This window comes from Micromonospora sp. NPDC048907, from assembly GCF_055586885.1.
In genome coordinates this window covers 23,837-44,928 of record NZ_JBVJHI010000011.1, presented here as the reverse complement: position 1 = coordinate 44,928, position 21,092 = coordinate 23,837, and the positions used below count along the sequence as shown (strand labels likewise).

Here is a 21,092-nt window from a genome sequence, read left to right as displayed (position 1 = left end):
CCGAGGAGGCTCTGACCACTGCCGGCGGACCGGTTCGGCTAGTTCACCGGCGCGGGTCCTCCTGGACCTTCAGGGCGTTGAGGATCGGGTCGCTCTCGCCCTTCTCGCGGCGAAGCTCGATCGTCAGATCGCCACCGGCGTGCTCGACGGTGACCGTGTTCACGTCCGCGGTCAGCGCACCCACCTTCGCCTGCACGTCGTGGTCGTAGAGCACGACCTTGCCGTCGGCGAGAACATCGAAGGCACGCTTGCCGGCCTTGACCTTCTCGATCTCCGCGAAGTCGAGGCCGATCCGGTACGTCCCGGCGGGGGCGTTCTTGAACACGTAGCTGAACGTCTCGCCGGTCCGCTGGGTGCGGAACAGCGCGTCGTCCTCGGTGCCGGCGATGTCGGCCCTGGTGGTACGGGCCTTGCCGCCGACGTAGCCCCACGACCGCGAGCCGAGCTCCTGGTCCGGCGACCAGACGAAGCCGTCGGCACCGGCGTACCCGGATCCGCCCACGTCGACGCCCCGCCAGTAGGCCGAGGTCGCCAGGCGGACCGGCTTGAGCTGGGCCTCGCCCTTGCCGGCGTTCGACGACACGAGCACGTCCCCGACGAGCACGCCGGGCTCGACGCCGGCGTTGTCGGCCGTCGCCGTGACCGTGGTGGACTCCCCGGCCGCCAGCGTGACCGTGCCCGTTGCGGCCGCGCCCGTGAGGGTCAGCCACGGAAGGTCGGCGGCCTCGTGCCCGCCGTCGCCGGTGCGCTTCTGCTCGCTGAGCCGCACCTCGAGCGGGGCGGAGCCGGTGTTGGCCACTGTCACGTCGGCCGTCGCCTTCTGGCCCTTGTCCAGGAGCCAGTCGAGGTCAGCCCCGGTGACGGTGGCGATGCCCGTGGTCAACGCCGTGTCGACCACCTCGGCCTGATCCTTCCTGGCGATGGTCACCGGGTGGCTGGCGGTGACGTAGTTCGGCGCCGACACCTCCACGGTGTTCTCGCCGACCAGCGCCTGAGCCTTCCACCGGCCCTTCGCGTCGGCCGTGATGACCCGCTCACCGTTCGGCCCCTTGAGCATGACGATCGCGCCCTCGATCGGCTTGCCGTCGTTCTTGTCGGTGACCGTGCCCTCGATCGTGCCCGCGGCCGGGAGGGTGTACTCCAGCCCCAGGCCGGCCTTCAGGACGGGCTGGTCGAAGGAGTACTGGCCCGCGGGGTTGCGCGTCAGGCTCTCCACACCGACCGTCGCCGACGACCCCCGGGTGAGAGGGTTGTCGCCGCCGACACCGTCGCCGTACCCGATCTGGATGCGGCCGTCCGCGATCAACGTGACCGAGAAGCTCACCCGAGCCGTCTGGTCGCTGTAGAAGGTGGCGTTGCGCCACTCGATGACCTCGGCGGCCAGGCCGTCCACCTCGGTCCTGCCGAAGTAGATGCCCGCCTCGTCGTCCACGACCAGGTCGTCCCAGAGCGGATAGATCGCGTCGAACGCGTACGGCGACGGCAGCTCCGTGTTGCCTCCCACGGCGCTGGCCTGATCGAAGATCAGCTGGCCGTTCGTCGTCACGCACACGCCGTCCCAGGCCGTGTCGTAGAACGGGAACAGGAAGCTGGAGTCGAACCACAGCACGCCGCAGACGTCATCGCCGTGCCACCCGGACTCCTCCGCGCCCTGGCGGTAGAGCCCCTCGGTCACCTTCATCGAGTACGAGCGACCGGCGGGGGCCACCGGCACGGGACCCGGCTCCGGCTGCTCGGGCTGGGGCTCCGGCTCCGCCGTGTCCGCGCGCGGGTCGAGCGTCACCCGCAGCGCGGCGATGCTCGGGGCCTTCAGGCCCTTCGAGCCCCGCAGCTCCACGGTCAGCGGGCCACCCTCGTGCTTCACGACGGCGGTGCGCCAGTCGGCGGCGTTCGGCCCCACGGTCGCGGCCGCGTCGTACGCGTAATCGGTCAGCGTTCCGTCCACGAGGACGTCGAACACCCGCTTGCCCTCGGCCGCCTTCTCGATCTCGGCGAACCCGAGGTCGATCGCGTAGGTGCCCTTGGGCGCGTCGGGAAAGCGGTAGAACAACTGCCTGTCGGGCGTGGTGCGCTGCGACTGGAACAGGGCGTCGTCCGTCGTACGTTCGATCCCGGACTGCGTGGAGGCGACCTTCGTCTTCCCGTCGTAGCCCCACGCCGCCTTGCCGGCGGCCTGGTCGCCGGACCAGGTGTAGCCGGAGCCGTCGGTGAACGTCGAGCCGCCGGCGTTGACGCCGACCTGGTACTTCGTGGTCGTGAGCGTCACCGGGACGTAGGTCTTGGACTGGCGTCCGGTGTCGGACCGCACCACGATGTTCGCGCCGAGGACCCCGGGCTTGGCGTCCATCGAGGAGAGCGAGACCTTGACGGTCGTCGACTGACCCGGGGCGAGGGTGCCGCCGGTCGAGGACAGCGACAGCCACGGCAGGTCGGTGAGCAGGTCGTCCTCGACGTCGACCAGCACGACGTCATCGGCGACCTGGTCGGCCGCCCACAACGCGCCGGTCGAGTCGGTCTCGAGGCCACCGCCCTGCGTCGCCTTCTGGCCCGGGAACCACCACGCGTTGACCAGCGAGCAGTCGTCGGGGTCGACCTGCAGCAGGCGGGTGGGCCTGTTGAAGGTGAGGTCGGTGTACCAGATGGTGTCGGACGCCTGGTTGTAGGCCAGGCCCATCACCTCGGGCAGCGGCGGCGCGCAGAACGACAGCAGCGCACCGGCGTTGTCGTGTGACGTGCCGGCGACGGTGCCGATCATGCCGTTCGCCCGGCCGCCGACGTAGAACACGTCCTCCGCCGGGTTGTAGGCGAGTCCGGTCAGCTGCAGCGTGGACCAGTCACCCTTGATCTGCCGGGTCTCCTTGCCGGTCTCGCGGTCGAAGCAGTGGATGTAGCTGGCCGGGCTGTCCTCCATCTGGCACATGTCACCGGTCCTGGTGTCGAGCGCCATGTCGAACGCCCGGTACGCGGGGTTCCACGACGCGTCGAAGACCTTGCCGGTCGGCTTACCGGTCACCGTGTAGGCGGTGTTGGTCCGCTTCATGTAGTCGTGGACCCAGACGTCGCCGTCGTAGCCGATGCCGGAGGGCTCCTTCTCGGCGATGGTGCCCGGGATCTCGATGCGGGTGATGACGTCGCCGCCGGAGGTCGTACCGACCTTGGCGGCCGCCTGTGCTTCCGCGGCGCTGGACGTCGCGGCCTTGCCGTCGGCGTTCGACGGCTTCATGCCGCTCGCACCGGCCTTCCACGCGGTGAGGTCGATCGTGCTGGCCGCACCCGTCCCGGTGCGCGCGGTGGCCCCGGTGGCGTCAAGCTCGGGGTGACGCGCGGCCTCGCCCAGGTCGTACGTGAGCGGGGCGGAGCCGGTGTTGGTCAGCGTCAGCGAGCCCACGCCGTTCTGGTCGGTGCCCAGCACGGCGTCGAGGCCGCTCGCCTTCAGACCGGCGACGCCCGTGGTGAGGCGCGCGTCGACAGTCGCCTTCGCGTAGAGCTTGTCGAGGGTGAAGTCGTACGACCCCGTCACGTAGTTCGGCGCCTCGACCGTCATCGTGTAGTCGGCGACCGGCAGCTGCCGGTGCACGACGCCCGTCGCATTGGTCGTGACGCTCTCGACGAGGCCGTCCTTGTCGGTGAACGAGACCTTGGCCCCGGACACCGGCAGCCCGTCGTTCTTGTCGACGACGGTGGCGTCGAGGTAGCCCCAGTCCGGAAGGTCGTAGGTGACGATCATCCCGTCGTGGAGCACCGGGACGTTCTCGGAGAACCGGATGCCGTCCACGCCGGCCCAGCCCTGGATGCCGGTGGTGGTTTTGGCGCCGCCGGTCACCGGATCGTCGGTGCCGATGCCGTCGCCATACCCGAAGATCACCTTGCCCGAGCGGGTGAGCGTCGCCGAGAAGTTGACCGGCTCCGCGTACTCGGACCGGATCGGATAGGCCCAGATCTTGGCGTTGCGGAACTCGACGACGAACGCGTCCTCGCCGTCGACCTTGGTGGCCGCCGTGAAGACGCCGCCGCCGGGGGCGAACTCGACGGGGGTCTGGACGTAGAACGGGAAGATGCCCGCACCGCCGCTGCCGGGTCCGGTGCCCTCCTCCGGGGTGATCACGCCGCGGAGGCTGATGCCGAGGGTGTCGTGGCTGCCGTTGTAGAGCGCGACCGGGAACGGCACCTTCACCGTCGCCCACACGCCGCTGGTGAACGCGACCGGGTCGGTGCCGCGCAGGTACTCGCCTTCGGAGACGGCGCAGCGGTAGCCGCCCTTGTCGACGACGCGCCCGACCGGGATCTCCAGCGACGTGTTCTCGGTGCCGACGGTCAGCGGGAGGGACGTCGGCGAGAGGCAGGCGTTGGGCGTGACGGCGAGCCCGTACTGGCCCTCCGGCACACCGGGGATCGTGAACGCGCCGTTGGCGTCCGTGCGTACCGGCTTCAGCGGCGTGTCCTTGACGGAGACGTCGGCGTTCGGTACCGGCTGCTTCTTGTCGTCGACGACCCTGCCGCTGATGTCGTGGCGCGCGGCGGCCGTGAGCGGCAGCGTGACGGAGGTGTCCTGGCCGAGGGAGATCGTGACGGTGGCGGTCGCGGTCAGGTAGCCGAAGACCTTGGTGCTGAGCTGGTAGTCACCGGCCGGGAGGTTGATCGTGAACCGGCCGTCCTTGTCGGTGCCGACGGACCGGCTGAACGGTCCGCTGATCGTCACGTCGGCGGCGGGGACCGGGGCGCCGTCGGCGGTGACGACACCCGTGAGGGTGCCGCCCTGCCGGGGCGCGAGCTCGAGCAGGCGGACGAGGTCGAGCCGGCCTTCGCCGTACTTGTTGTTGACGTCGGCGGTGCCGCCGCACTCGGTGTCGTCGACGTCGACGGCCGAGTCGGCGAGCAGGCGGCGGGTCTGCTCGACCTGCCCGATCAGCGTCGGGTCGTAGCTCCACAGGTCGGCGACGGCGCCGGCGACGTGGGGAGCCGCCATCGACGTACCGGCCATCTCGACGTAACTGTTGTTCGGGTAGGACGAACGGACGGCGACGCCCGGAGCGGAGATCTCGGGCTTGATCCGGCCGCCCTCACCCTCACCCTTTCGGGAGAACGACGCGAGCGTGCCGTCCGAGTCGTACGCGCCGACGGAGTAGGCGCTCTCGGCGGAGCCGGGCGAGGAGACGGTGTCGCAGGCCGCGTACGGCGAGGTGTTGCCCGAGGACCAGACGCTGAAGATGCCCGCGGCGCTCCAGGCCTCGTCGATGGCCTGGAAGAAGTCGTCGTAGTTGTGTTCGAGGGTCTGACCCCACGAGTTGTTGATGACGTGGGGGCGCTTGGACGGGTCGGGGTTGTTCCCGTTGAGGTCGGTCGGGGCGAGCAGCCACCAGCCGGACCTGAGCAGCGACTCGACGCCGCTGCTGTCGCAGCAGCCGTTCGTCGCGATCCACCGCGCGTCCGGGGCGACGCCGACGTGGTCGGTGCCGTCGGCGCCGACCATGGTGCCCATGGTGTGGGTGCCGTGTCCGTTGTCGTCGCACGGCGCGCCCGTGCACGGGCCCCGGGTGGCCATCCAGTTGTAGTTGTGGTCGACGGTGCCGTCGGGCTTCGTGCCGCGGTACTGGTGCGTCAGCGCGGGGTGGTCAAACTGGATGCCCGAGTCGAGGTTGGACACGGTGATGCCCGCGCCGGTGGCGCCCATGGCCCATGCCTGGGGGGCGTGGATGGCGTCCAGACCCCACGTGGTGGTGCCTGCCTCGGCGGCGGCCTTCGGGGCGGCGGGGCGGGCAGCCTGGTCGGCGGGGATCTTCTCCTCGACGGGCTCGACCAGCGCGACCTGCGGCGTCGCGTGGATCTCGGCGACCTGCCCGACCGAGGCGACGTCGAGCGCGAGCTTCTGCGTGCCGCCCTTGACGAGCACGGCGTTGACGAGCGGGTAGGACGTGTATTTCACGCCCGCGGCGTCGAGCTCGGCGGCGACGGACGCCGCGGAGCTTTTCGCTGCCGCTTGCAACGCGTCGTAGACGAACTTGCCGCGGGCGGTCCAGTCCGCGATCTTCTTGGCGGGGGCGAGATCGGCCCTGGTGTCGAACGTGATCCAGAAGTCGGAAGCCGGCTGCGTGCGGAAGCGGTCCTTCAGGTTCGACGCGATCTTGTCGGCGGCCGCGCCGGGATCAAGCTCAGCGGCGGACGCCGGTATTGGCTGGATGACGCTCAGGCCGACCGCTGCGGCCAGCGAAGCCGCGAGGGCTGTGAGTCTCATGGGGGGTCCTTCCGCCTACAGGGGTTGGTAGGGGTCGTGGCTCTCGTGGTCGTCGGCACCGTCGGCGTCGTGGGCGGCGGAGGTGTCGCGGGCGCTGGCGCGCGGCTCGCGCGACAGCTCGAGAGGCGGCTGGTGCTCGCTGGCGGAGTCGTCACGCGCGACAGGCAGCTCAGCCATGCATTGGCCTACGGCTATGGATCATGCAGTCATGCTCGGCGGACGAGCGACCGCTCGCTATCCAGCGGATACGTCAATTTTCACGGCGCGTCGCCCAGCGTTTCCTCTTCGGCGAACACTCCGGCCTCCACTGCCTTGACCGCGAGCGCGGTCCGGGAGGTCACCTTCAACTTGCGCATCGCCGCACGTAGCTGTTGATCCACCGTGGCCGGCGACTTGGCCAGGATCCGGCTGATCTCCCGGTTCGTCTTGCCGGCGACAACCAGTTGGACCACATCGAGCTCGCGAGGTGAGAGCTGGTCGCCGTACCCTCGTCGGCCGCCGCGCCACAGTCGCGGAACCTCGGCGCCGTGTTCGCGGAGCCGCTGTGCGACACGGTCCGCATCGCCGCGGGCCCCGAGCCGGAACAGGTGCTCGTACTGCGCGGCCAGCAGCTCCCGGCCCGGCTCGATCTGGCCGTGCGCGATGAGCGCCTCGGCTTGACGCTCGCGGGCGAGCATGGCGTCGTAGGGGCGCGGCAACGCGCTCCAGGCGCGCGCCGCCCGATCGTGGGCCGTCGCCGCGCGGGCGTGGTCTCCGGCCGCGGCGAGCAGCAGGGCGCGGCACACGGTGAGCGCGGCGCGGGGCGCGGGCGCCGTACGGCCACGCAGTCCTCGGGCGAACTGGTCGCCCAGGCGTGTCGCGGCCTTCAGGTCGCCGGCGGCGAGGTGCGCCTCGATCCGGGCGGGAACGAGGTCCGTCGCCCAGACCCAGATGCCCTTTCTCCGGACCGTCTCGATCGGCTCGTCCGTGACCTGCAGCGCCCGGGCGCTGTTTCCGTCCGTCAGCCACAGTCTGGCCAGCGCCGCGGCGGCCTCCATCGTGTCGTCCGCCGCGCCGAGGCGGGCGGACTCCTCGAGGACGAGCCGGAACTGCTCCTCCGCGGCGCGCCGCCGTCCGGCCGCGGCTGCCAGCCGGGCCGCGAGGCGGATGCTGCCGAGGTAGTGCGCCGGCCGGTCCCGGTCGGCATCGGCGAGTGCGGCGCTCCGCTCGGCGAGACCCTCCCACCGGCCGGTGAACCACGCCAGGTTCGCCTGTTCCAGTCGGACGTTGTGCTGCAACCGGGATGCCTGCTCGGCCTCGGCAAGGCGCATGGCCACCGCGAGGTGGTTGTCCGCGTCGGCGTACCGGCCCCAGATCAGCGCGCCCGTCCCCACATTCGCGTGGATGCGGGCCACGTCGAGACGCTCCGCCGAGGTCGCGCCGTCGATGGGCAGGTCGGCGACGAGGTCCCAGGCCTCCTCTTCGCCGAGCATGAGCAGCGCCGCGGCCCGATTGCCGGCCAGGTTCAGCCGCTCTGCGGGAGAATCGATGTCGGCGGCGAGCTCGGCGGCGCGGTCCAGCCAACGCCGGTGGGTCGACGCCGGCCACGGTCCCGCATAGGCCCAGCCCAGATAGGTCATCGCCCGAGCCGCCTCGACCGGGTCGTGGTCGAGGTTGGCCACCGCCTGCTCCAGCTCGCCGAGTGCGGCCTGCGCCTCACCCGCGGTGATCAGGAGCCGACCCAGGGGGTTGCGGATCTCGGCCTGCTGGCGGGCCGACAGCCCGGGGGTGTCCAGGACCTGGCGCAGGGTACGGATCACGCGGTGGTGGACCTCGTCGACCGGTTCCCGACGGCCCAGTGCGGCGACGCCGGCGATGCGCGCGACGCGTGCCCGGTCCGCCGGCGGCAGCACCGCCCGCGACAGCAGGTCGACGAGCAGGTCGACTGCTTTGGTGTGGTCACCCGAGGCCATGGCCAGCTCGGCACCCTGCTCCGCGTATCGCGCCCAGGACCGCGTCTCGCCCGCCTCACGGAAGTGGTGGGCGAGGCGTGCGACAGGCGGCGGGTGGATGTCCTCCAGGGCGCGGCCGGCCAGCAGGTGGAAGTGTCTGCGATCGGTCAACGGGATCGCCTCGTAGACAGCCGTGGCGGCCAGCACGTGCCGGAATCGCCACCGGCCGCGGTCGTCCCCGTCCAGGACGCCGGCCTCGGCAGCCTCCGCGACGGCGCCTCGACACGCGGTTGGTGACAGACCGGCGGTCATCGCGATCGTGGCCAGCGACGACCGTTCCGCCAACGTGGCCGCGGCCCGCAGCACCTGCTGCGCCGTCGGCGACAGACGGCCCACCCGCTCCCGGGTGGAGTCGCGCACCGTCGGCGGCACCTGCAGCTCGCGCAGCTTCAGCCGGACCCACTGCCCGTCGCGGAAGACGAGGTCCGCACGGTCGCACATGAGGCGAACCGACTCCTCCAGCGCCAGCGGAACGCCACCGGTCCGCTCGTGCATGAACGCGGTGAACTCCTGCGATATGGGGTTGCCGTCCAGCATCGAGGACACCAGCGCTGCCGTGTCGTCGGGTCGCATCGGTGCCAGGGCGATCCTCAGCTGGGTCACGCCGGCGGGCAACCGCGACGTCAGCCGCAGCAACAGCGACCCGACGTCCACCTCCTCCGGCCGGTAGGAGATCACCAGGCTCGGCCCGTCCGACTGCTGTCGGGAGGTGACGAACAGCAGGAACTCCAGGGTCACCTCGTCGGCCCAGTGAGCGTCCTCGAGCACGAGGACGTCGACACGCAGAGCCCGCAGCAGCTCGTCCAGGGCGCGGAACAGGCGATGCCGGGCCGCCTTCGCATCGTCCAGGGACGGCAGTGCGGGCGGCAGGTCCGAGGACCATTCCGGAAACAGGGGCCGTAACGCACCCGCGAGCTCGCTGAGCGGCAATCGCGACACCGGCCGGTCGACCCCGCGGAACGCGTCGACGATCGGCCCCAACGTCAGCGACTCGCGGAGCGGTGGGCACACCGACACCAGGGCGGTGCGCTGGTCCGGCGCGGCCAACCACTCCCGCAGCAGTCGGCTCTTCCCGATCCCCGCCTCGCCCTCCACCAGCACGATCGCCGGTGGCCGGGCCAGGGCGCCCCGAAGCGCCGTCAGCTCCCGATCACGACCCACGAAACGCGGCGTGGAAACCGTCGGTGCGGTCGGTTCGTCCTCGGGCGAGGGGTCGAGCATGCGTGATGATCTCTCTTCTCGCTGCTCGGGCACAAGTACCATCGCGGCGCGAGCCACGTACCGCGCGACGCGGAGGGCCGGGCTGCCCCGCCCGGCCCTCCCCGACCGAACTCACTCGTTCCGCGCGGTCTCCGGGCCGGTGATCCGGCGCAGCAGCGGCAGCGTCGAGGCGACGATCGCCAGCGACACCGCCAGCCCACCGGCGACCATCAGGTAGAACGACCCGTCCGGCGCCAGCAGCGTGTAGCCGAGCTGCGCCCGCAGGAACAGGTGCGCCGCCAGGAACCCCATCCCCATCGCCACCGCCGCGACGAGCAGCAGCGGCACGACGGTCTCCAGCGCCACCACCCGCCGCAGCGTGCGCAGCTGCACCCCGGTGAGCCGCAGCATGCTGAACGGCCGCTTCCGGTCGCTCAGCCCGCCGGCCACGCTCACCGCCAGGCTGCAGCCCGCGATCGGCAGGCTGGCCAGCGTGATCACGTTGGCCAGCTGCTGGAACTGCACCATCAGCCGTGCGGAGTCCGACTCCCACTCGGCGACGCTGGACGGGAAGCGCATCGTCGGGAACGCGGTGATCAGCAGGGTCCGGGCCTGCTCGAACGCGGCCCGGCTGGTGGTGTCGACGACCACCGACCGTATCGGTTGCCTCTCGACCTGCGCCGGGTCCAGGTCGGCGGCCGCCCAGACGTAGCTGTCGTTGGTCAGATCCCACGCGCGCTCGCCGATGAGGTCGTCGGCCACGGCCGCGACCCGCGCACCGGCGGGGCAGGTGCCGAACACCGCCAGCCGGTCCAGCTCGGCGCAGGTGATGACGCCCGGCCACCACCAGCGATAGGCGGCGGCATCCGCCGGTGTCCCGCGCACCTCCAGGGGCGGGGGCTCGGTGACGGGATTGGCGCGGACCAGGGTCACGCTGCGCACCCCGGGGATCGCCCCGAGACCGGCCGGGATCCGGTCCGCGGTCGGCGCCGGGCCGTCCTCCGGTGGGAACCACAGGGACAGGGACGTGGCGGCCACCGAGTCGGTGCGCGGCTCGCCGCGGTTGGCCACGTAGGTGGTGATGATGCCGGTCGCGACGCTCGTCACGAAGAGCGCCACGATCAGCCCGCTGACCGACCGGAAGCCGGCCCGGGGGTTGTCGGCGAGGCGCCGCCCGGCGATGAGCGCCGCCGGCCGGCTCGCCCGCCCGGCCAGCACCCGCGCGCCGACCATGGTCAGCCAGGGACCGGCCAGCACCAGCCCGACCAGGATCAGCAGGAACCCCGACAGGTACGCGGTGAGCTGCCCGTTGGTCGTCGGCGGGCGCCGGCCGACGAAGTACGCCAGCTCGACGAGCCCGGCGACCAGCGGGATCAGCCGCCAGGCGCGCGGGGGTTTCGGGGTGACCCGGCGCGCGACGCCCAGCGGGGAGATCTGCACCCGGCGCAGCGCCAGCCAGGAGGCCACGACGGCGCCGAGCGGGATGCCGAGCGCGACGGCCAGCACGTCGACGGCGGTGAGCGACAGGTCGCTGGTGAAGAACGGCTCGCCGGTGAACGGGATCGCGGCGACGCCGGGCCGGGCCGCGAGGAACAGGCCGAACCCGGTGAGGGTGCCGGCCACGGCGGCGACTGTCGACTCGACGGCCGAGATGAGGGAGATCTGCCGCGGGGTGGCGCCGATCAGCCGCATGGCGGCGAAGCGCTGTTCCCGCCGGGCCGCGGCCAGCCGGGTCGCGGTGCCGATGAAGATGAGCACCGGGAAGAGCAGCGCGGCGGCCACGATGGACAGCACGAGGGCCATGCCGTCGTGGTTGATGCCGACGTAGCAGCCTCTGCTGCACCCGTCCGGCGAGGTGGTCATGATCTGGGTGACCTTGCGGGCTCCGAGCGCCTCCAGGTCGGCCGGGGTGCGGCCGATGACGATCAGCAGCGAGTCCGGCGAGGGCAGCGCCTCCCGGCCGATGGTGCCGACGTCCCGGCCGGGGAAGCGGTCGCCGAGTTCCGCGGCCGGGGTGGCGCGCAGCAGCTCGCCGAGGGCGGGCGAGACGTAGAACTGGCCCGGCCCGGGCAGTTTCGGGATGCCCGGCGGGACGGGGGCGTCCGGCCCGGTCGCCGCGACCTCGACCCGGCCGATGGACCGGCCGTGGAAGTAGTCCTCCCGGATGAGCCACCACATCGGCTCCGCCGACGGGTCGGCGGAGGCCGGGGCGACGGCGGTGTTGAGCCAGGCGTACCGCTGGTTCTGCGCGTCGACGGCGTTCATGCCGGCCAGCGTGGTGAGGAGCATGCCGACGCCGAGCGCCACGGCGGCGGCGATGACGACGAGCCGGGTGGCGGCCTCCCGCCCGCCGGCCAGGGACAGCCGCACGGCGAACCGGATCATGCCGACACCAGCGCGTTCACCTTGCCGTCGCGCACGATGACCTGCCGGTCGGCGTACGCGGCGACGCGGGCGTCGTGGGTGACGAGGACGACCGTGGTGCCCTCGTCGCGGGCCGAGGAGACCAGGAGGTCCATGACCTGCTCGCCGGTCAGCGAGTCGAGGGCGCCGGTGGGCTCGTCGGCGAACAGCGCGCCGGGCCGGGCGACGAGGCCGCGGGCCAGGGCGACCCGCTGCGCCTGGCCGCCGGACAGCTCCCCGGAGCGGCGCCGCTCCAGCCCGGTCAGGTCGAGCCGCTCGAACCAGGGCCGCGCCTCCTTCAGCGCGGCGGCCCGCTTCACGCCGTTGAGAAGCAGCGGCAGCGCCACGTTCTCCTCGGCGGTCAGCTCCGGCACGAGCTGCCCGGACTGGAACACGAAGCCGAACCGGTCCCGGCGCAGGACGCTGCGCTGGTTCTCGTTGAGGGTGTCGATGCGGCGGCCGTCGAAGTGGATCTCGCCGGCGTCCGGCACCAGGATCCCGGCCAGGCAGTGCAGCAGGGTGGACTTGCCGGAGCCGCTCGGACCCATGATGGCGACGATCTCGCCCGGGGCCACCGCGACGGTCGCGCCGCGCAGCGCCGGAGTCTCCCCGAAGGACAGCACCACGTCCCGCGCCTCGACCGCCGTCATCCCCGCACCTCCCTGGCGAGCGCGTCCAACCGGGCGGCCGTGGTGTCGATCCAGTGCAGGTCGGCTTCGAGGTGGAACAGGCCGTGGTCGGCGAGCATGGCGTCGACAAGCGAGCCGGAGCGCTTGATGTCGGTGAGTTCCTTCATCCGGCCCAGGTGGGCGGCGCGCTGGCGGTCGAGGTACTCCTCGGCGGGCCGGCCCAGCATCAGCGCCAGCACCACCTTGGTGAACAGGACCGTCTGCAGGTTCGGCTCCGCCGGGACCGGCTCGGTCAGCCACGACTCGACCTCGGTGGCGCCCCGCTCGGTGATGACGTAGCGCTTGCGCTCCGGGCCGACGCCCGGCTCGACCTCCCCGATCACGATCTTGCCGTCGCGGGCGAGCCGGCTCAGGGTCGCGTAGACCTGCCCGAACGGCAGCGGCTTGCCCCGGCTGAAGAAGGCGTCGTAGTCGCGCTTGAGGTCGTAGCCGTGGCTGGGCTCCCGTTCGAGCAGGCCAAGGAGGGTCATGGGAACGCTCATGGCGTCACCATACCCCGAGTGTATACCTCGCGTATATACCTTCAGCGTGCAGTGAGTTCAAAGTGCACGGTGCGGCCGGTCCGCGCCCGCCCGAGCGCCCGGCGGTGTGACCGCCGGGCGCCCGGATCCCGCCGTCAGCCCTCGTGCGGGCCCTCACTGACCCGCCGCACGTCCACCTCGACGTCGATGCCGTGCTCGGTGAAGACGTCGACGAACCGCTTCGCCCACTCGACCGCCTCCTCCTTCGACCGGACCTCGACCAGCCCGAAGCCGGCGATCAACTCCTTGGTCTCGGTGAACGGCCCGTCGGTGACGGTCTTCTTCCCCTTGGTCGCGGTGATCCGCGCGGACTCCTCGCTGCTCTTGCACAGCCCCTCGGCGGCCACCAGGATGCCGGCCTTCGCGACCTCCGCCATGTAGGCGCCCATCGACTTCATGAACTCCGGGGTCGGCTCGAAGTTGCCGGGGACGGCCTCGTCCAGCTTGTGCATCATCATGAATCGCATCTCAGTGCTTCCTCTCGGTGATCGTGATCGTGTGCAGGGAAACGGCGGTCAGCCAGCCGAAGACCAGGGCCGAGCCGAGCACCATCCGGACGCTGATGCTGTCCTGGTCGGGCCAGGCCATGACGGCGACGGTCGCCAGGGCGACGAGGATCGACGACAGCGCGCCCACCCGCCGGAAGCGGCGGGCGAAGACCAGACAGGCGACGGTGAGCGAGCCGAAGGAGAGCATCGCCCCGACGCCGTGGCCGTAGGAGTGCCAACTCATCGTCTCGGGGTTGCCCTCCGGCGCGCCGGCCGGCCAGCCCATGCTCGGGTCGGCGCGGAGCAGCCCGGCGACGATCAGCCCGACGCCAAGCACCGCCACCAGTGCCGGGCCCCACGTGCCGGCCGGCCCGCCGCGCAGCGCCCGGCGGAAGCCGGCCGCCCCGGCGAGGGCCAGCAGCCCGGAGACGACGAAGTTGGCGATCTGGATCCAGCCGTGCTCACCGAGGGCGAGCAGGCTGAGCGGCTGCCGGCTCAGGTCGTAGCCGTCGCGGGCGAACGCCTGGGCGAGGCCCAGGCCGAGGAACAGCGGCCCGGCGGCGGCGCCCGCGGCGAGCAGGGTGGTGGTCGAGACACCCCGTGCGGTCCCGGCCCGGGTGAGTGTCGTGCTTGTCATCTCGATCTCCTCGTCATCGGTTCTCACTGACGCGTCGATCGGGGCGACCGGGATCCGACATGACTTCTCAAGATTTTTTACGAGCCGCAGGCGGCGGCCCGGTCGAGCAGCAGCGCCCGCTCGCGGGCGTTGCCGGTGAGGGACGCCGCCCGCTCGAACTCGGCCCGCGCCTCGGGCAGTCGGCCGAGCTTGAACAGCAGGTCACCGACCACGCTGGGCAGCAGGTGGTAGCCGGCCAGCGCCGGGTCGGACTCCAGATCCCGGGCCAGTTCCAGGCCGGCCGCGGGCCCGTCGGCCTGGGCGACGGCGACGGCCCGGTTCAGCTCCACCACGGGTGAGGGCACGAGCCGGGCCAGCTCCGCGTAGAGGGCGGCGATCCGCGCCCAGTCGGTCTCCTCCGGGGTACGCGCCCGCGCGTGGCAGGCGGCGATCTCGGCCTGAAGGGCGTACGGACCGGGGTGATCGGTGCGGGCCCGGTCGAGGGCGGTGAGGCCGCGCCGGATGAGCCACTGGTCCCAGCGGCCGCGGTCCTGGTCGTTGAGGAGGATCGGCGTGCCGTCGGGGCCGGTGCGGGCGCGGATGCGGGACGCCTGGATCTCCAGCAGCGCGGCGAGGCCGTGCACCTCGGGGTCGTCCGGCATGAGCCCCTGGAGCAGCCGGACCAGCCGCAGGGCCTCCTGGCACAGGGTGGGGCGCATCCAGTCGTCGCCGGCGGTGGCCGAGTAGCCCTCGTTGAAGATTAGGTAGACGACCTCGAGGACCGAGTCGAGGCGCTCGGCGCGCTCGGCCGGGCCGGGCACCTCGAACGGGATCCGGGCGGCGGCGAGGGTCTGCTTGGCGCGGGTGATCCGCTGCCCGACGGTGGGTTCGGTGGTGAGGAAGGCGCGGGCGATCTCGCCGGTGGTGAGGCCGCCGACCAGCCGCAGGGTGAGCGCGGCGCGGGCGATCGGCGACAGGATCGGGTGGCAGGCCACGAAGATCAGCCGTAGCAGGTCGTCCTCGATGTGCTCGTCGAGCGCGGCGTCGAAGTCGGGGGTGACCTGCTCGTCGAGGTCGCGACCGAGTTCGGCGAGCGTGCGCTGCTGGGTCTGGGTACGGCGCAGCGTGTCGATGGCCCGGCGCTTGCCGACGGTGGTCAGCCAGGCTCCCGGGTTGGCGGGCACGCCGTCGCGGGGCCACTGCTCCAGTGCGGCGACGAGGGCGTCCTGGGCGAGTTCCTCGGCCAGGCCGACGTCGCGGACCAGGGCCGCGATGCCGGCCACGACCCGGGCCGACTCCATCCGCCAGACCGCCTCGACGGTGCGCCGCGCGTCGGACTCCCCCATGCGCACATCTCAGCAGGTCAGCCCGGCGTTCCGCCAGCGCCTGTGCCGGGGGCGGGCACGACGGCCCGGTGGTGCCACCGCCATGGCCCGCGCACGGCCGGCGGGAAGTGTCGCAGGCGGCTCGTAGCCTGGCGCGGTCATCGACGATCGCAGGGAGGCGACCGTGCTCGACCACTTCTCCGTCATGGTGCGTGACCTGCCGGCCAGCGCGGCCTTCTACGACGCGGTGCTCGCCCCGCTGGGCGGCCGCCGGATCATGGAGCCGGGCCCGATCGGCTACGGGGTCGACAGTCCCGACTTCTGGCTGGTGCCCGCACCCCCCGAGGCCGGCCCGCCGCTGGAGGCGCACATCGCCTTCACGGCCCCCGACCGGGCCGCCGTGCAGGCGTTCCACGACGCCGCCGTGGCGGCCGGCGCCGAGGTGCTGCACGCGCCACGGGTGTGGCCGGAATACCACCCGACCTACTTCGGGGCGTTCGTCCGCGACCCGGACGGCAACAACGTCGAGGCGGTCTGCCACCGGCCCGAGTGAGACTCGCGGCCGGACGACCTCGCCTCCACCGGGTCCGAGTCGTTGTACCGGGCGGGTCACGCAGGCGCAGACGGGAGGCGGCATCCGGTGTTCGAGGGCTTCGAGGAGCTGGATGTCGCCACCAGCGGCACGACCATCCACGGGCGACGGGGTGGCGGCGGGCCGCCGGTGCTGCTGCTGCACGGCATGCCCGAGACGCACCTCATGTGGCACCGGGTGGCGCCGCGGCTCGCGGAGCGGTTCACCGTTGTCGCCACCGATCTGCGGGGCTTCGGCGACAGCGGCGCGCCGCCCAGCGCACCGGACCACACCCCGTACAGCATGCGGTCGGTGGCCGCCGAGCAGGTCGAGGTCATGCGGCTGCTGGGGTACGACCGGTTCGCCGTGGTGGGCCACGACCGGGGCGGGCGGTGCGCGTACCGCATGGCGCTGGACCACCCGGACGCGGTGAGCCGCCTCGCGGTGCTGGACATCGTGCCCACCGGCGACGCGTTCGACCGCGCCGACATGGCGTTCAGCCTGGGTTTCTGGCTGTGGTCCTTCCTGGCCGCGCCCGAGCCGGTGCCGGAGCGGATGGTCGCGCGGGCCCCGGAGGTCATCGTCGACCACATGCTCGACGACCTGTCGGAGGTGCCGGACGCCTTCCCCGCGGCGGTGCGGGCGGAGTACGTGGCGAAGCTCGCCAGGCCGGAGGCGATCCACGCGATCTGCGAGCAGTACCGGGCCGCGGCGACCCTCGACTACGAGCACGACCGGGCCGACCGGGGCCGGCGGCGGATCGGCTGCCCGGTGCTGGCGCTCTGGGGGCACGCCGGCCCGGTGGCGACCTGGTACCGGCCCCTCGAGGTGTGGCGGGCCTGGGCGGATCAGGTCGAGGGCGGCCCGGTGGCGGCCGGGCACTTCCTGCCGGAGGAGGCGCCGGACGAGACGCTCCGGCACCTGCTGGCGTTCCTCGCCTGAGGGCCGGACACGGCACGATGGGTGGGTGGACATCGAGCCGGTCGACTGCGCGCCCGTCCGGGCGTTCCCGCGCGCCTGGCTGCGGCAGCGCTGGCAGGACCTCACCTTCCTGCACTGGGCCGTGGAGCCGGAGGTCGTCGCGCCGCTGCTGCCCGCCGGCACCCGCCCGGACACGCTCGACGGGCTCAGCTACGTCGGGCTGATCGGGTTCCGGATGGTCGGGCTCGGCCTCGGGCGGGGACCGGGCGTGCCGTACTTCGGCACGTTCTGGGAGACCAACGTCCGGCTGTACTCGGTGGACGGCACCGGGCGGCGGGCCGTGGTGTTCCGCTCGCTCGACGCGTCCCGGCTGGTGCCGGTGCTGGTCGCGCAGCTGAGCCTGCGGCTGCCGTACAAGTGGTCGGCCATGCGGCTGGAGCGGGACGGTGACCGTCTCACCTACCGCTGCCGGCGCCGCTGGCCCGGCCCGGCCGGGGCGTCGAGCCGGATGGCGGTCCGGGTCGGTGAGCCGATCGCCGACCCGACCCCGCTGGAACACTTCCTCACCGCCCGGTGGGGGCTGCACACCCGGGCGTACGGGGGCACCGTGCACCTGCCGAACTGGCATCCCCGGTGGCCGCTGCACCGGGCGGAACTGCTGCACCTCGACGACGAGCTGGTCACCGCCGCGGGGTTGCCGCCGCCGGCCGGGCCGCCGGTGAGCGTGCTCCACTCCCCCGGCATCCCGGTCGTGTTCGGCGGCCCGGCGCGCGCGGGCTGAGGTGTCAGCGCAGCGGGTCGTGGGTGCCGCGCGAAACGCCGACGCCGAGCGGTGGATCGGGGTGGGTCAGGCCATCGCGGCGGCCCGGGTCAGGCAAGCTCGCACGTCGCCGCGGTGGTAGGGGTGCTCGCTCGGCTCGATGCCGGCGAGGAACGTCGCGTACACGGCGGCGAGCCGCAGCTCGGCGACCGGCCGGAGCAGGTCGACGGCGCGTTGCGGGTCGCTGCCCGGCACGTCGGCCCGCCAGCGCGCCGCCCAGGCGTCGCGCAGCCGGCCGGCGACGGGCGGGTCGAGCGTCTCGGTGAGGCGCAGGATGTCGAAGGCGGGGTGGCCGACGAACGCGTCGCCCCAGTCGATGACGGTCCGCCGGAGGCCGTCGCCGCGCACGTTGCCGGGGTGCAGGTCGCCGTGGACGAGGGTGTCGGGCAGGCCGCAGTCGCGGACCTGGTCGAGCCGGTCGTCGAGGCCCGCCAGCAGGTCGGCGGCCACGGCCGGGTCGTGCGGGGCCAGCCGGTCGCGGATCCAGCGGGCCAGTGCCGGCCCCCGCCGATCGGGTACGCCGGCCGCGACCAGCGCGTCGGCCTCGCCCGCGGCGCGGAGCTGGACGGCGTGGTGCTCGACGGCGACGGCGGTCCGCTCGGCCTCGTCGGCGCCGTAGCGGTCCTCGCCGGGCACGTGGTCGAGCAGCATCCGGCCCGTGTCGTCGGCGGCGAGCAGGGTGGGGGCGGTCGTGGGCGCGGCGGTGGCCAGCCAGCGCAGCACGGCCGCCTCGTGCCGGAAGAACGGGGGCACCTGCTTCAGCCAGGCGCTGCCGGCCGGGCCGTCGAGCCGCCAGATCGCCGACAGGTTCCAGGTGCGCTGCTGCGCCACGGCGGTCACCGGCCGGCCGAGCCGGCGGAGCTGCCCGGTGGCCCAGGCGACGCTGCGGGCCGGGCCGCCGGGCTCGGCGTACGGGGCGCGCAGCGGGTGCGGCGTGAGGTCCACCGGCGCCGGCGTCAGGGGTACGGCGGGCGGCTCGGCGACCTGGGCCAGGTAGGTGACGTGGCCGCCGGGCGGTTCGGGGCGGTCGCTGGTGAGCAGCCGCAGCACCGCCACGTCGAGGCCGTACCGGTGGCGGGCCCCGTCGACGATCGAGCCGACCTCCTGCCACCACGGCTCCGGCACGTCGTACGGGGGCAGGGCGCCGAGCGGGCGGCCGTCGGCGTCGACGAGGACCAGGGTGACGGTGCGGGACACCAGCCGGACGCTAGCCGCGCACCCCTGAGGGGCGCGAACGGTTAATCCGGGGGCCGGTGGGGGGTCAGCCCGGATGTCCCCGGCCGGCCCCGGGACGAGGCTGATGCCATGACCCTCACCGATTCCCGGACGCGTCCCGCGTACCCCTGGTTGCGGCCGGTGGCCGTGACCGCGTCGCTGCTGCTCCTCGCCTACGGCCTGCTCCGTCTGATCGACCGGCTGGACGGTCACAGCGACAAGGGCGCCTGGGCGTGGAACACGGGGCACACCCTGTTCCTGTTCGGCATCCTCGGGTTCGCCGTGCTGGCCGTCGGGCTGCACGGCGTGCTGCGTACCCGCTCGACCCGGCTGCGGGCGGTGGACGACGTGGCGGCGCTGGCCGGCCTGGTCGGAGCGGCCGCGTTCGTGTGGGTGATCCTGGGCGACCTGTTCCCCCGCTTCGCCGACGCGGTGGAGACGCCGGATCTGGTGCTGCTCGGCGGGCCGGCGCTGTTCGAGGTGGGCCTGCTGGTGCTGCTGTACCGGGCCGCCGCCGCGCGGCTGCTGCCGGTGTGGGCGCCGGTGCTGGTGCTGGTCGGGTTCGTGGCGATCGCCGTGAACCTGGACCTGCTGCCGGTCGGCGCGGCCCTGGTCCTCGCCGGCCTGCTGCCGCTGCGTGCGACGCCCCGGTCGCCGCGCCTCGCGGGCTAGGGGCGCCGCCCGTCAGCTCCAGAAGGTCCGGCGGAAGCCCTGGTTGTCGGCGCACGAGTCGCGGCGCCCGCCGGTCAGGCTGACGGTGCCGTCGCGGCACTGCACCAGCCAGCCGCGGCCGGACCAGAAGCCGGGCACGCAGTCGAACCAGTCGCAGATTCCCCGGGCCGGTTTGCGGATCCGCGTGCCGCCGCAGAAGTCGTACCCGTAGGGGTTGGCGGGGGCGCCGCAGCGGCGTTCGGCGGCCGGCTGCGACGGGGTGCTCCGGGACGGCGGGGAGGTCGGCGCCGGCCGGGTGCGCTGCGGCCTCGGGCCGGGCTTGACCTGCACGGCGGGGGCGACCGGCGGGGGCGCGGCGGTGGCGGTGGACTCCGGGGTGGCCGCGGCGGCCACGTCGGACCCGGGGCGCACCGGCGGGTCGGACTCGAAGAGCATCGCCGGCACGATCAGGGCGAGGGCCACGCCGACCGCGACGGTCCGCCGGCCGCCGGGGAGCAGCGTGGAGACGCGGGCCTGGGCCGGGGTGAGCACGGCCGGCCGGACCGGCCGCACCGCCTCGTGTTCCGCGATCAGCTCGTCGAGCTGGGCGACGACCGCGGCGCGCTGCTCGATCGCGTCGGCGAAGGCCAGGGTGAGCTTGAACCGGAAGTCGGCCGCCGCGCCGGTGGGCAGCAGCAGGCCGGAGGTACGCCGCCGGTCGAGCACCTGGATCAGCGTGACCGGCGCCCCCGGGTCGTGGGACAGCCCGGTCATCCGCCCGTACGTCCAGTCGCGCCGGCCCCGACCGCCGAGCAGGACGAGGCGCCGGTTGGTGAGCACGGCGAGGCCGGCGTCGACGACCTTGACCCCTTCGGGGCGGCGCGGGCGCAGCACCGGCGGTTCCGGGTCGACGGTCAGCTCGGGGGCCGGCAGCACGGCGGTGTGCCGCACCTCGACGAGTTGGGCGGCGGGCAGCGTCCAGAAGACCACCTCGCCGGGGCCCAGCTCCACGGGCAGGCCGGCGCCGGCCTCGGCCGAGCCGTGGAAGGACCCGGCGAGGGTGCGCAACCGGCGCAGCTCGTCGTCGCGGCGCCGCCACGCCTCGTCGGCCAAGCGGAAGGCCCGCTGCCGCCTGTCGTTCTGGCGGTGCGCCCACCGGTAGCGCCATGTGGAACCCGTCGAATCAGTCATCGCCACGCCGACTCCTCCGCCGCGCGAGCCCACCAATCGGGGTGTCATTCATGTCAACGGCGGCGCAGGGGTGGCAAGACACGCGTAAGTCGATGATTTGACCGAATGGGTGATTGCGGGACACGTTAGGCGGAACCTGTCGCGTTCGGTGGCCGCACTCCGGGCGGGGTCGCTTCGTCATGCGAGCGGGTCGGAGCGTCGGTAACGTCAGCCGCAGGGCGGGACGCGCGGCGACCCCCGGCACGCGAGGAGGTGCAC

At 73.1% G+C, this 21,092-nt stretch carries 15 protein-coding genes; 4 read left to right on the top strand and 11 right to left on the bottom strand.

Annotated elements, in window-relative coordinates; translation table 11 throughout:
* Positions 1-43: 43 nt before the first annotated feature.
* The 9 genes from ACZ6PY_RS28470 to ACZ6PY_RS28430 form a co-directional block, all read right to left on the bottom strand.
* Positions 44-6,232 carry a S8 family serine peptidase gene (locus ACZ6PY_RS28470; protein WP_466077697.1) on the bottom strand — a complete coding sequence of 2,063 codons (6,189 nt, stop codon included), beginning with the start codon at positions 6,230-6,232 and terminating at the stop codon, positions 44-46.
* Positions 6,233-6,247: 15 nt separating this feature from the next.
* Positions 6,248-6,409 carry a hypothetical protein gene (locus ACZ6PY_RS28465; RefSeq protein ID WP_466077694.1) on the bottom strand — a complete coding sequence of 54 codons (162 nt, stop codon included), beginning with the start codon at positions 6,407-6,409 and terminating at the stop codon, positions 6,248-6,250.
* Positions 6,410-6,489: 80 nt separating this feature from the next.
* Positions 6,490-9,384: an ATP-binding protein gene (locus ACZ6PY_RS28460; RefSeq protein WP_466077691.1), complete on the bottom strand. Its 2,895-nt coding sequence runs from the start codon at positions 9,382-9,384 to the stop codon at positions 6,490-6,492.
* Between the two features lie 171 nt (positions 9,385-9,555).
* Entirely contained in the window at positions 9,556-11,808 is a 2,253-nt protein-coding gene (locus tag ACZ6PY_RS28455; RefSeq protein WP_466077688.1) for an FtsX-like permease family protein, read from the bottom strand.
* A complete protein-coding gene (locus tag ACZ6PY_RS28450) occupies positions 11,805-12,476 on the bottom strand; it encodes an ABC transporter ATP-binding protein (protein WP_357337740.1) in 672 nt (223 codons plus the stop codon). The genes ACZ6PY_RS28455 and ACZ6PY_RS28450 overlap by 4 nt, the downstream gene beginning before the upstream one ends.
* Positions 12,473-12,997 carry a PadR family transcriptional regulator gene (locus ACZ6PY_RS28445; protein WP_466077684.1) on the bottom strand — a complete coding sequence of 175 codons (525 nt, stop codon included), beginning with the start codon at positions 12,995-12,997 and terminating at the stop codon, positions 12,473-12,475. Before ACZ6PY_RS28445 ends, ACZ6PY_RS28450 begins: the two co-directional genes overlap by 4 nt.
* 134 nt (positions 12,998-13,131) lie before the next feature.
* Positions 13,132-13,503: a YciI family protein gene (locus tag ACZ6PY_RS28440; RefSeq protein ID WP_466077681.1), complete on the bottom strand. Its 372-nt coding sequence runs from the start codon at positions 13,501-13,503 to the stop codon at positions 13,132-13,134.
* A gap of 1 nt (position 13,504) precedes the next feature.
* Positions 13,505-14,161: a DUF998 domain-containing protein gene (locus tag ACZ6PY_RS28435; protein WP_466077679.1), complete on the bottom strand. Its 657-nt coding sequence runs from the start codon at positions 14,159-14,161 to the stop codon at positions 13,505-13,507.
* A 77-nt stretch (positions 14,162-14,238) separates the two neighbouring features.
* Positions 14,239-15,486, bottom strand: coding sequence for an RNA polymerase sigma factor (locus ACZ6PY_RS28430; RefSeq protein WP_466077676.1), 1,248 nt, complete (start codon positions 15,484-15,486; stop codon positions 14,239-14,241).
* A gap of 163 nt (positions 15,487-15,649) precedes the next feature.
* Between ACZ6PY_RS28430 and ACZ6PY_RS28425 the strand changes: the two genes are divergently transcribed.
* The 3 genes from ACZ6PY_RS28425 to ACZ6PY_RS28415 all read left to right on the top strand — a co-directional run bounded on the left by ACZ6PY_RS28425 (position 15,650) and on the right by ACZ6PY_RS28415 (position 17,738).
* On the top strand, positions 15,650-16,018 hold the full coding sequence (locus tag ACZ6PY_RS28425) for a VOC family protein (protein ID WP_466077673.1): 369 nt from the start codon (positions 15,650-15,652) through the stop codon (positions 16,016-16,018).
* An 87-nt stretch (positions 16,019-16,105) separates the two neighbouring features.
* The gene (locus tag ACZ6PY_RS28420; protein WP_466077670.1) at positions 16,106-16,978 is read left to right on the top strand and encodes an alpha/beta fold hydrolase; all 873 of its coding nucleotides are present in this window, start codon (positions 16,106-16,108) and stop codon (positions 16,976-16,978) included.
* Between the two features lie 25 nt (positions 16,979-17,003).
* Entirely contained in the window at positions 17,004-17,738 is a 735-nt protein-coding gene (locus ACZ6PY_RS28415; RefSeq protein ID WP_466077667.1) for a YqjF family protein, read from the top strand.
* 66 nt (positions 17,739-17,804) lie between these two features.
* On the opposite strand, the gene ACZ6PY_RS28410 is transcribed toward ACZ6PY_RS28415, so the two are convergent.
* Entirely contained in the window at positions 17,805-18,974 is a 1,170-nt protein-coding gene (locus ACZ6PY_RS28410; protein WP_466077664.1) for an aminoglycoside phosphotransferase family protein, read from the bottom strand.
* Between the two features lie 108 nt (positions 18,975-19,082).
* Here ACZ6PY_RS28410 and ACZ6PY_RS28405 point away from each other — a divergent pair, with 108 nt between their 5' ends.
* Positions 19,083-19,664 carry a hypothetical protein gene (locus ACZ6PY_RS28405; RefSeq protein WP_466077661.1) on the top strand — a complete coding sequence of 194 codons (582 nt, stop codon included), beginning with the start codon at positions 19,083-19,085 and terminating at the stop codon, positions 19,662-19,664.
* Between the two features lie 12 nt (positions 19,665-19,676).
* Here the strand turns inward: ACZ6PY_RS28405 and ACZ6PY_RS28400 are convergent, their stop codons facing one another.
* Positions 19,677-20,840 carry a hypothetical protein gene (locus ACZ6PY_RS28400; protein ID WP_466077658.1) on the bottom strand — a complete coding sequence of 388 codons (1,164 nt, stop codon included), beginning with the start codon at positions 20,838-20,840 and terminating at the stop codon, positions 19,677-19,679.
* Positions 20,841-21,092 lie beyond the last annotated feature (252 nt).

What these genes read in the sequence shown, in the direction of transcription:
- ACZ6PY_RS28470 (WP_466077697.1), bottom strand. Translation starts at nt 6,232, where the DNA reads ATGAGACTCACAGCCCTCGCGGCTTCGCTGGCCGCAGCGGTCGGCCTG.
- ACZ6PY_RS28465 (WP_466077694.1), bottom strand. Translation starts at nt 6,409, where the DNA reads ATGGCTGAGCTGCCTGTCGCGCGTGACGACTCCGCCAGCGAGCACCAG.
- ACZ6PY_RS28455 (WP_466077688.1), bottom strand. Translation starts at nt 11,808, where the DNA reads ATGATCCGGTTCGCCGTGCGGCTGTCCCTGGCCGGCGGGCGGGAGGCC.
- ACZ6PY_RS28450 (WP_357337740.1), bottom strand. Translation starts at nt 12,476, where the DNA reads ATGACGGCGGTCGAGGCGCGGGACGTGGTGCTGTCCTTCGGGGAGACT.
- ACZ6PY_RS28445 (WP_466077684.1), bottom strand. Translation starts at nt 12,997, where the DNA reads ATGAGCGTTCCCATGACCCTCCTTGGCCTGCTCGAACGGGAGCCCAGC.
- ACZ6PY_RS28440 (WP_466077681.1), bottom strand. Translation starts at nt 13,503, where the DNA reads ATGCGATTCATGATGATGCACAAGCTGGACGAGGCCGTCCCCGGCAAC.
- ACZ6PY_RS28435 (WP_466077679.1), bottom strand. Translation starts at nt 14,161, where the DNA reads ATGACAAGCACGACACTCACCCGGGCCGGGACCGCACGGGGTGTCTCG.
- ACZ6PY_RS28430 (WP_466077676.1), bottom strand. Translation starts at nt 15,486, where the DNA reads ATGGGGGAGTCCGACGCGCGGCGCACCGTCGAGGCGGTCTGGCGGATG.
- ACZ6PY_RS28405 (WP_466077661.1), top strand. Translation starts at nt 19,083, where the DNA reads ATGACCCTCACCGATTCCCGGACGCGTCCCGCGTACCCCTGGTTGCGG.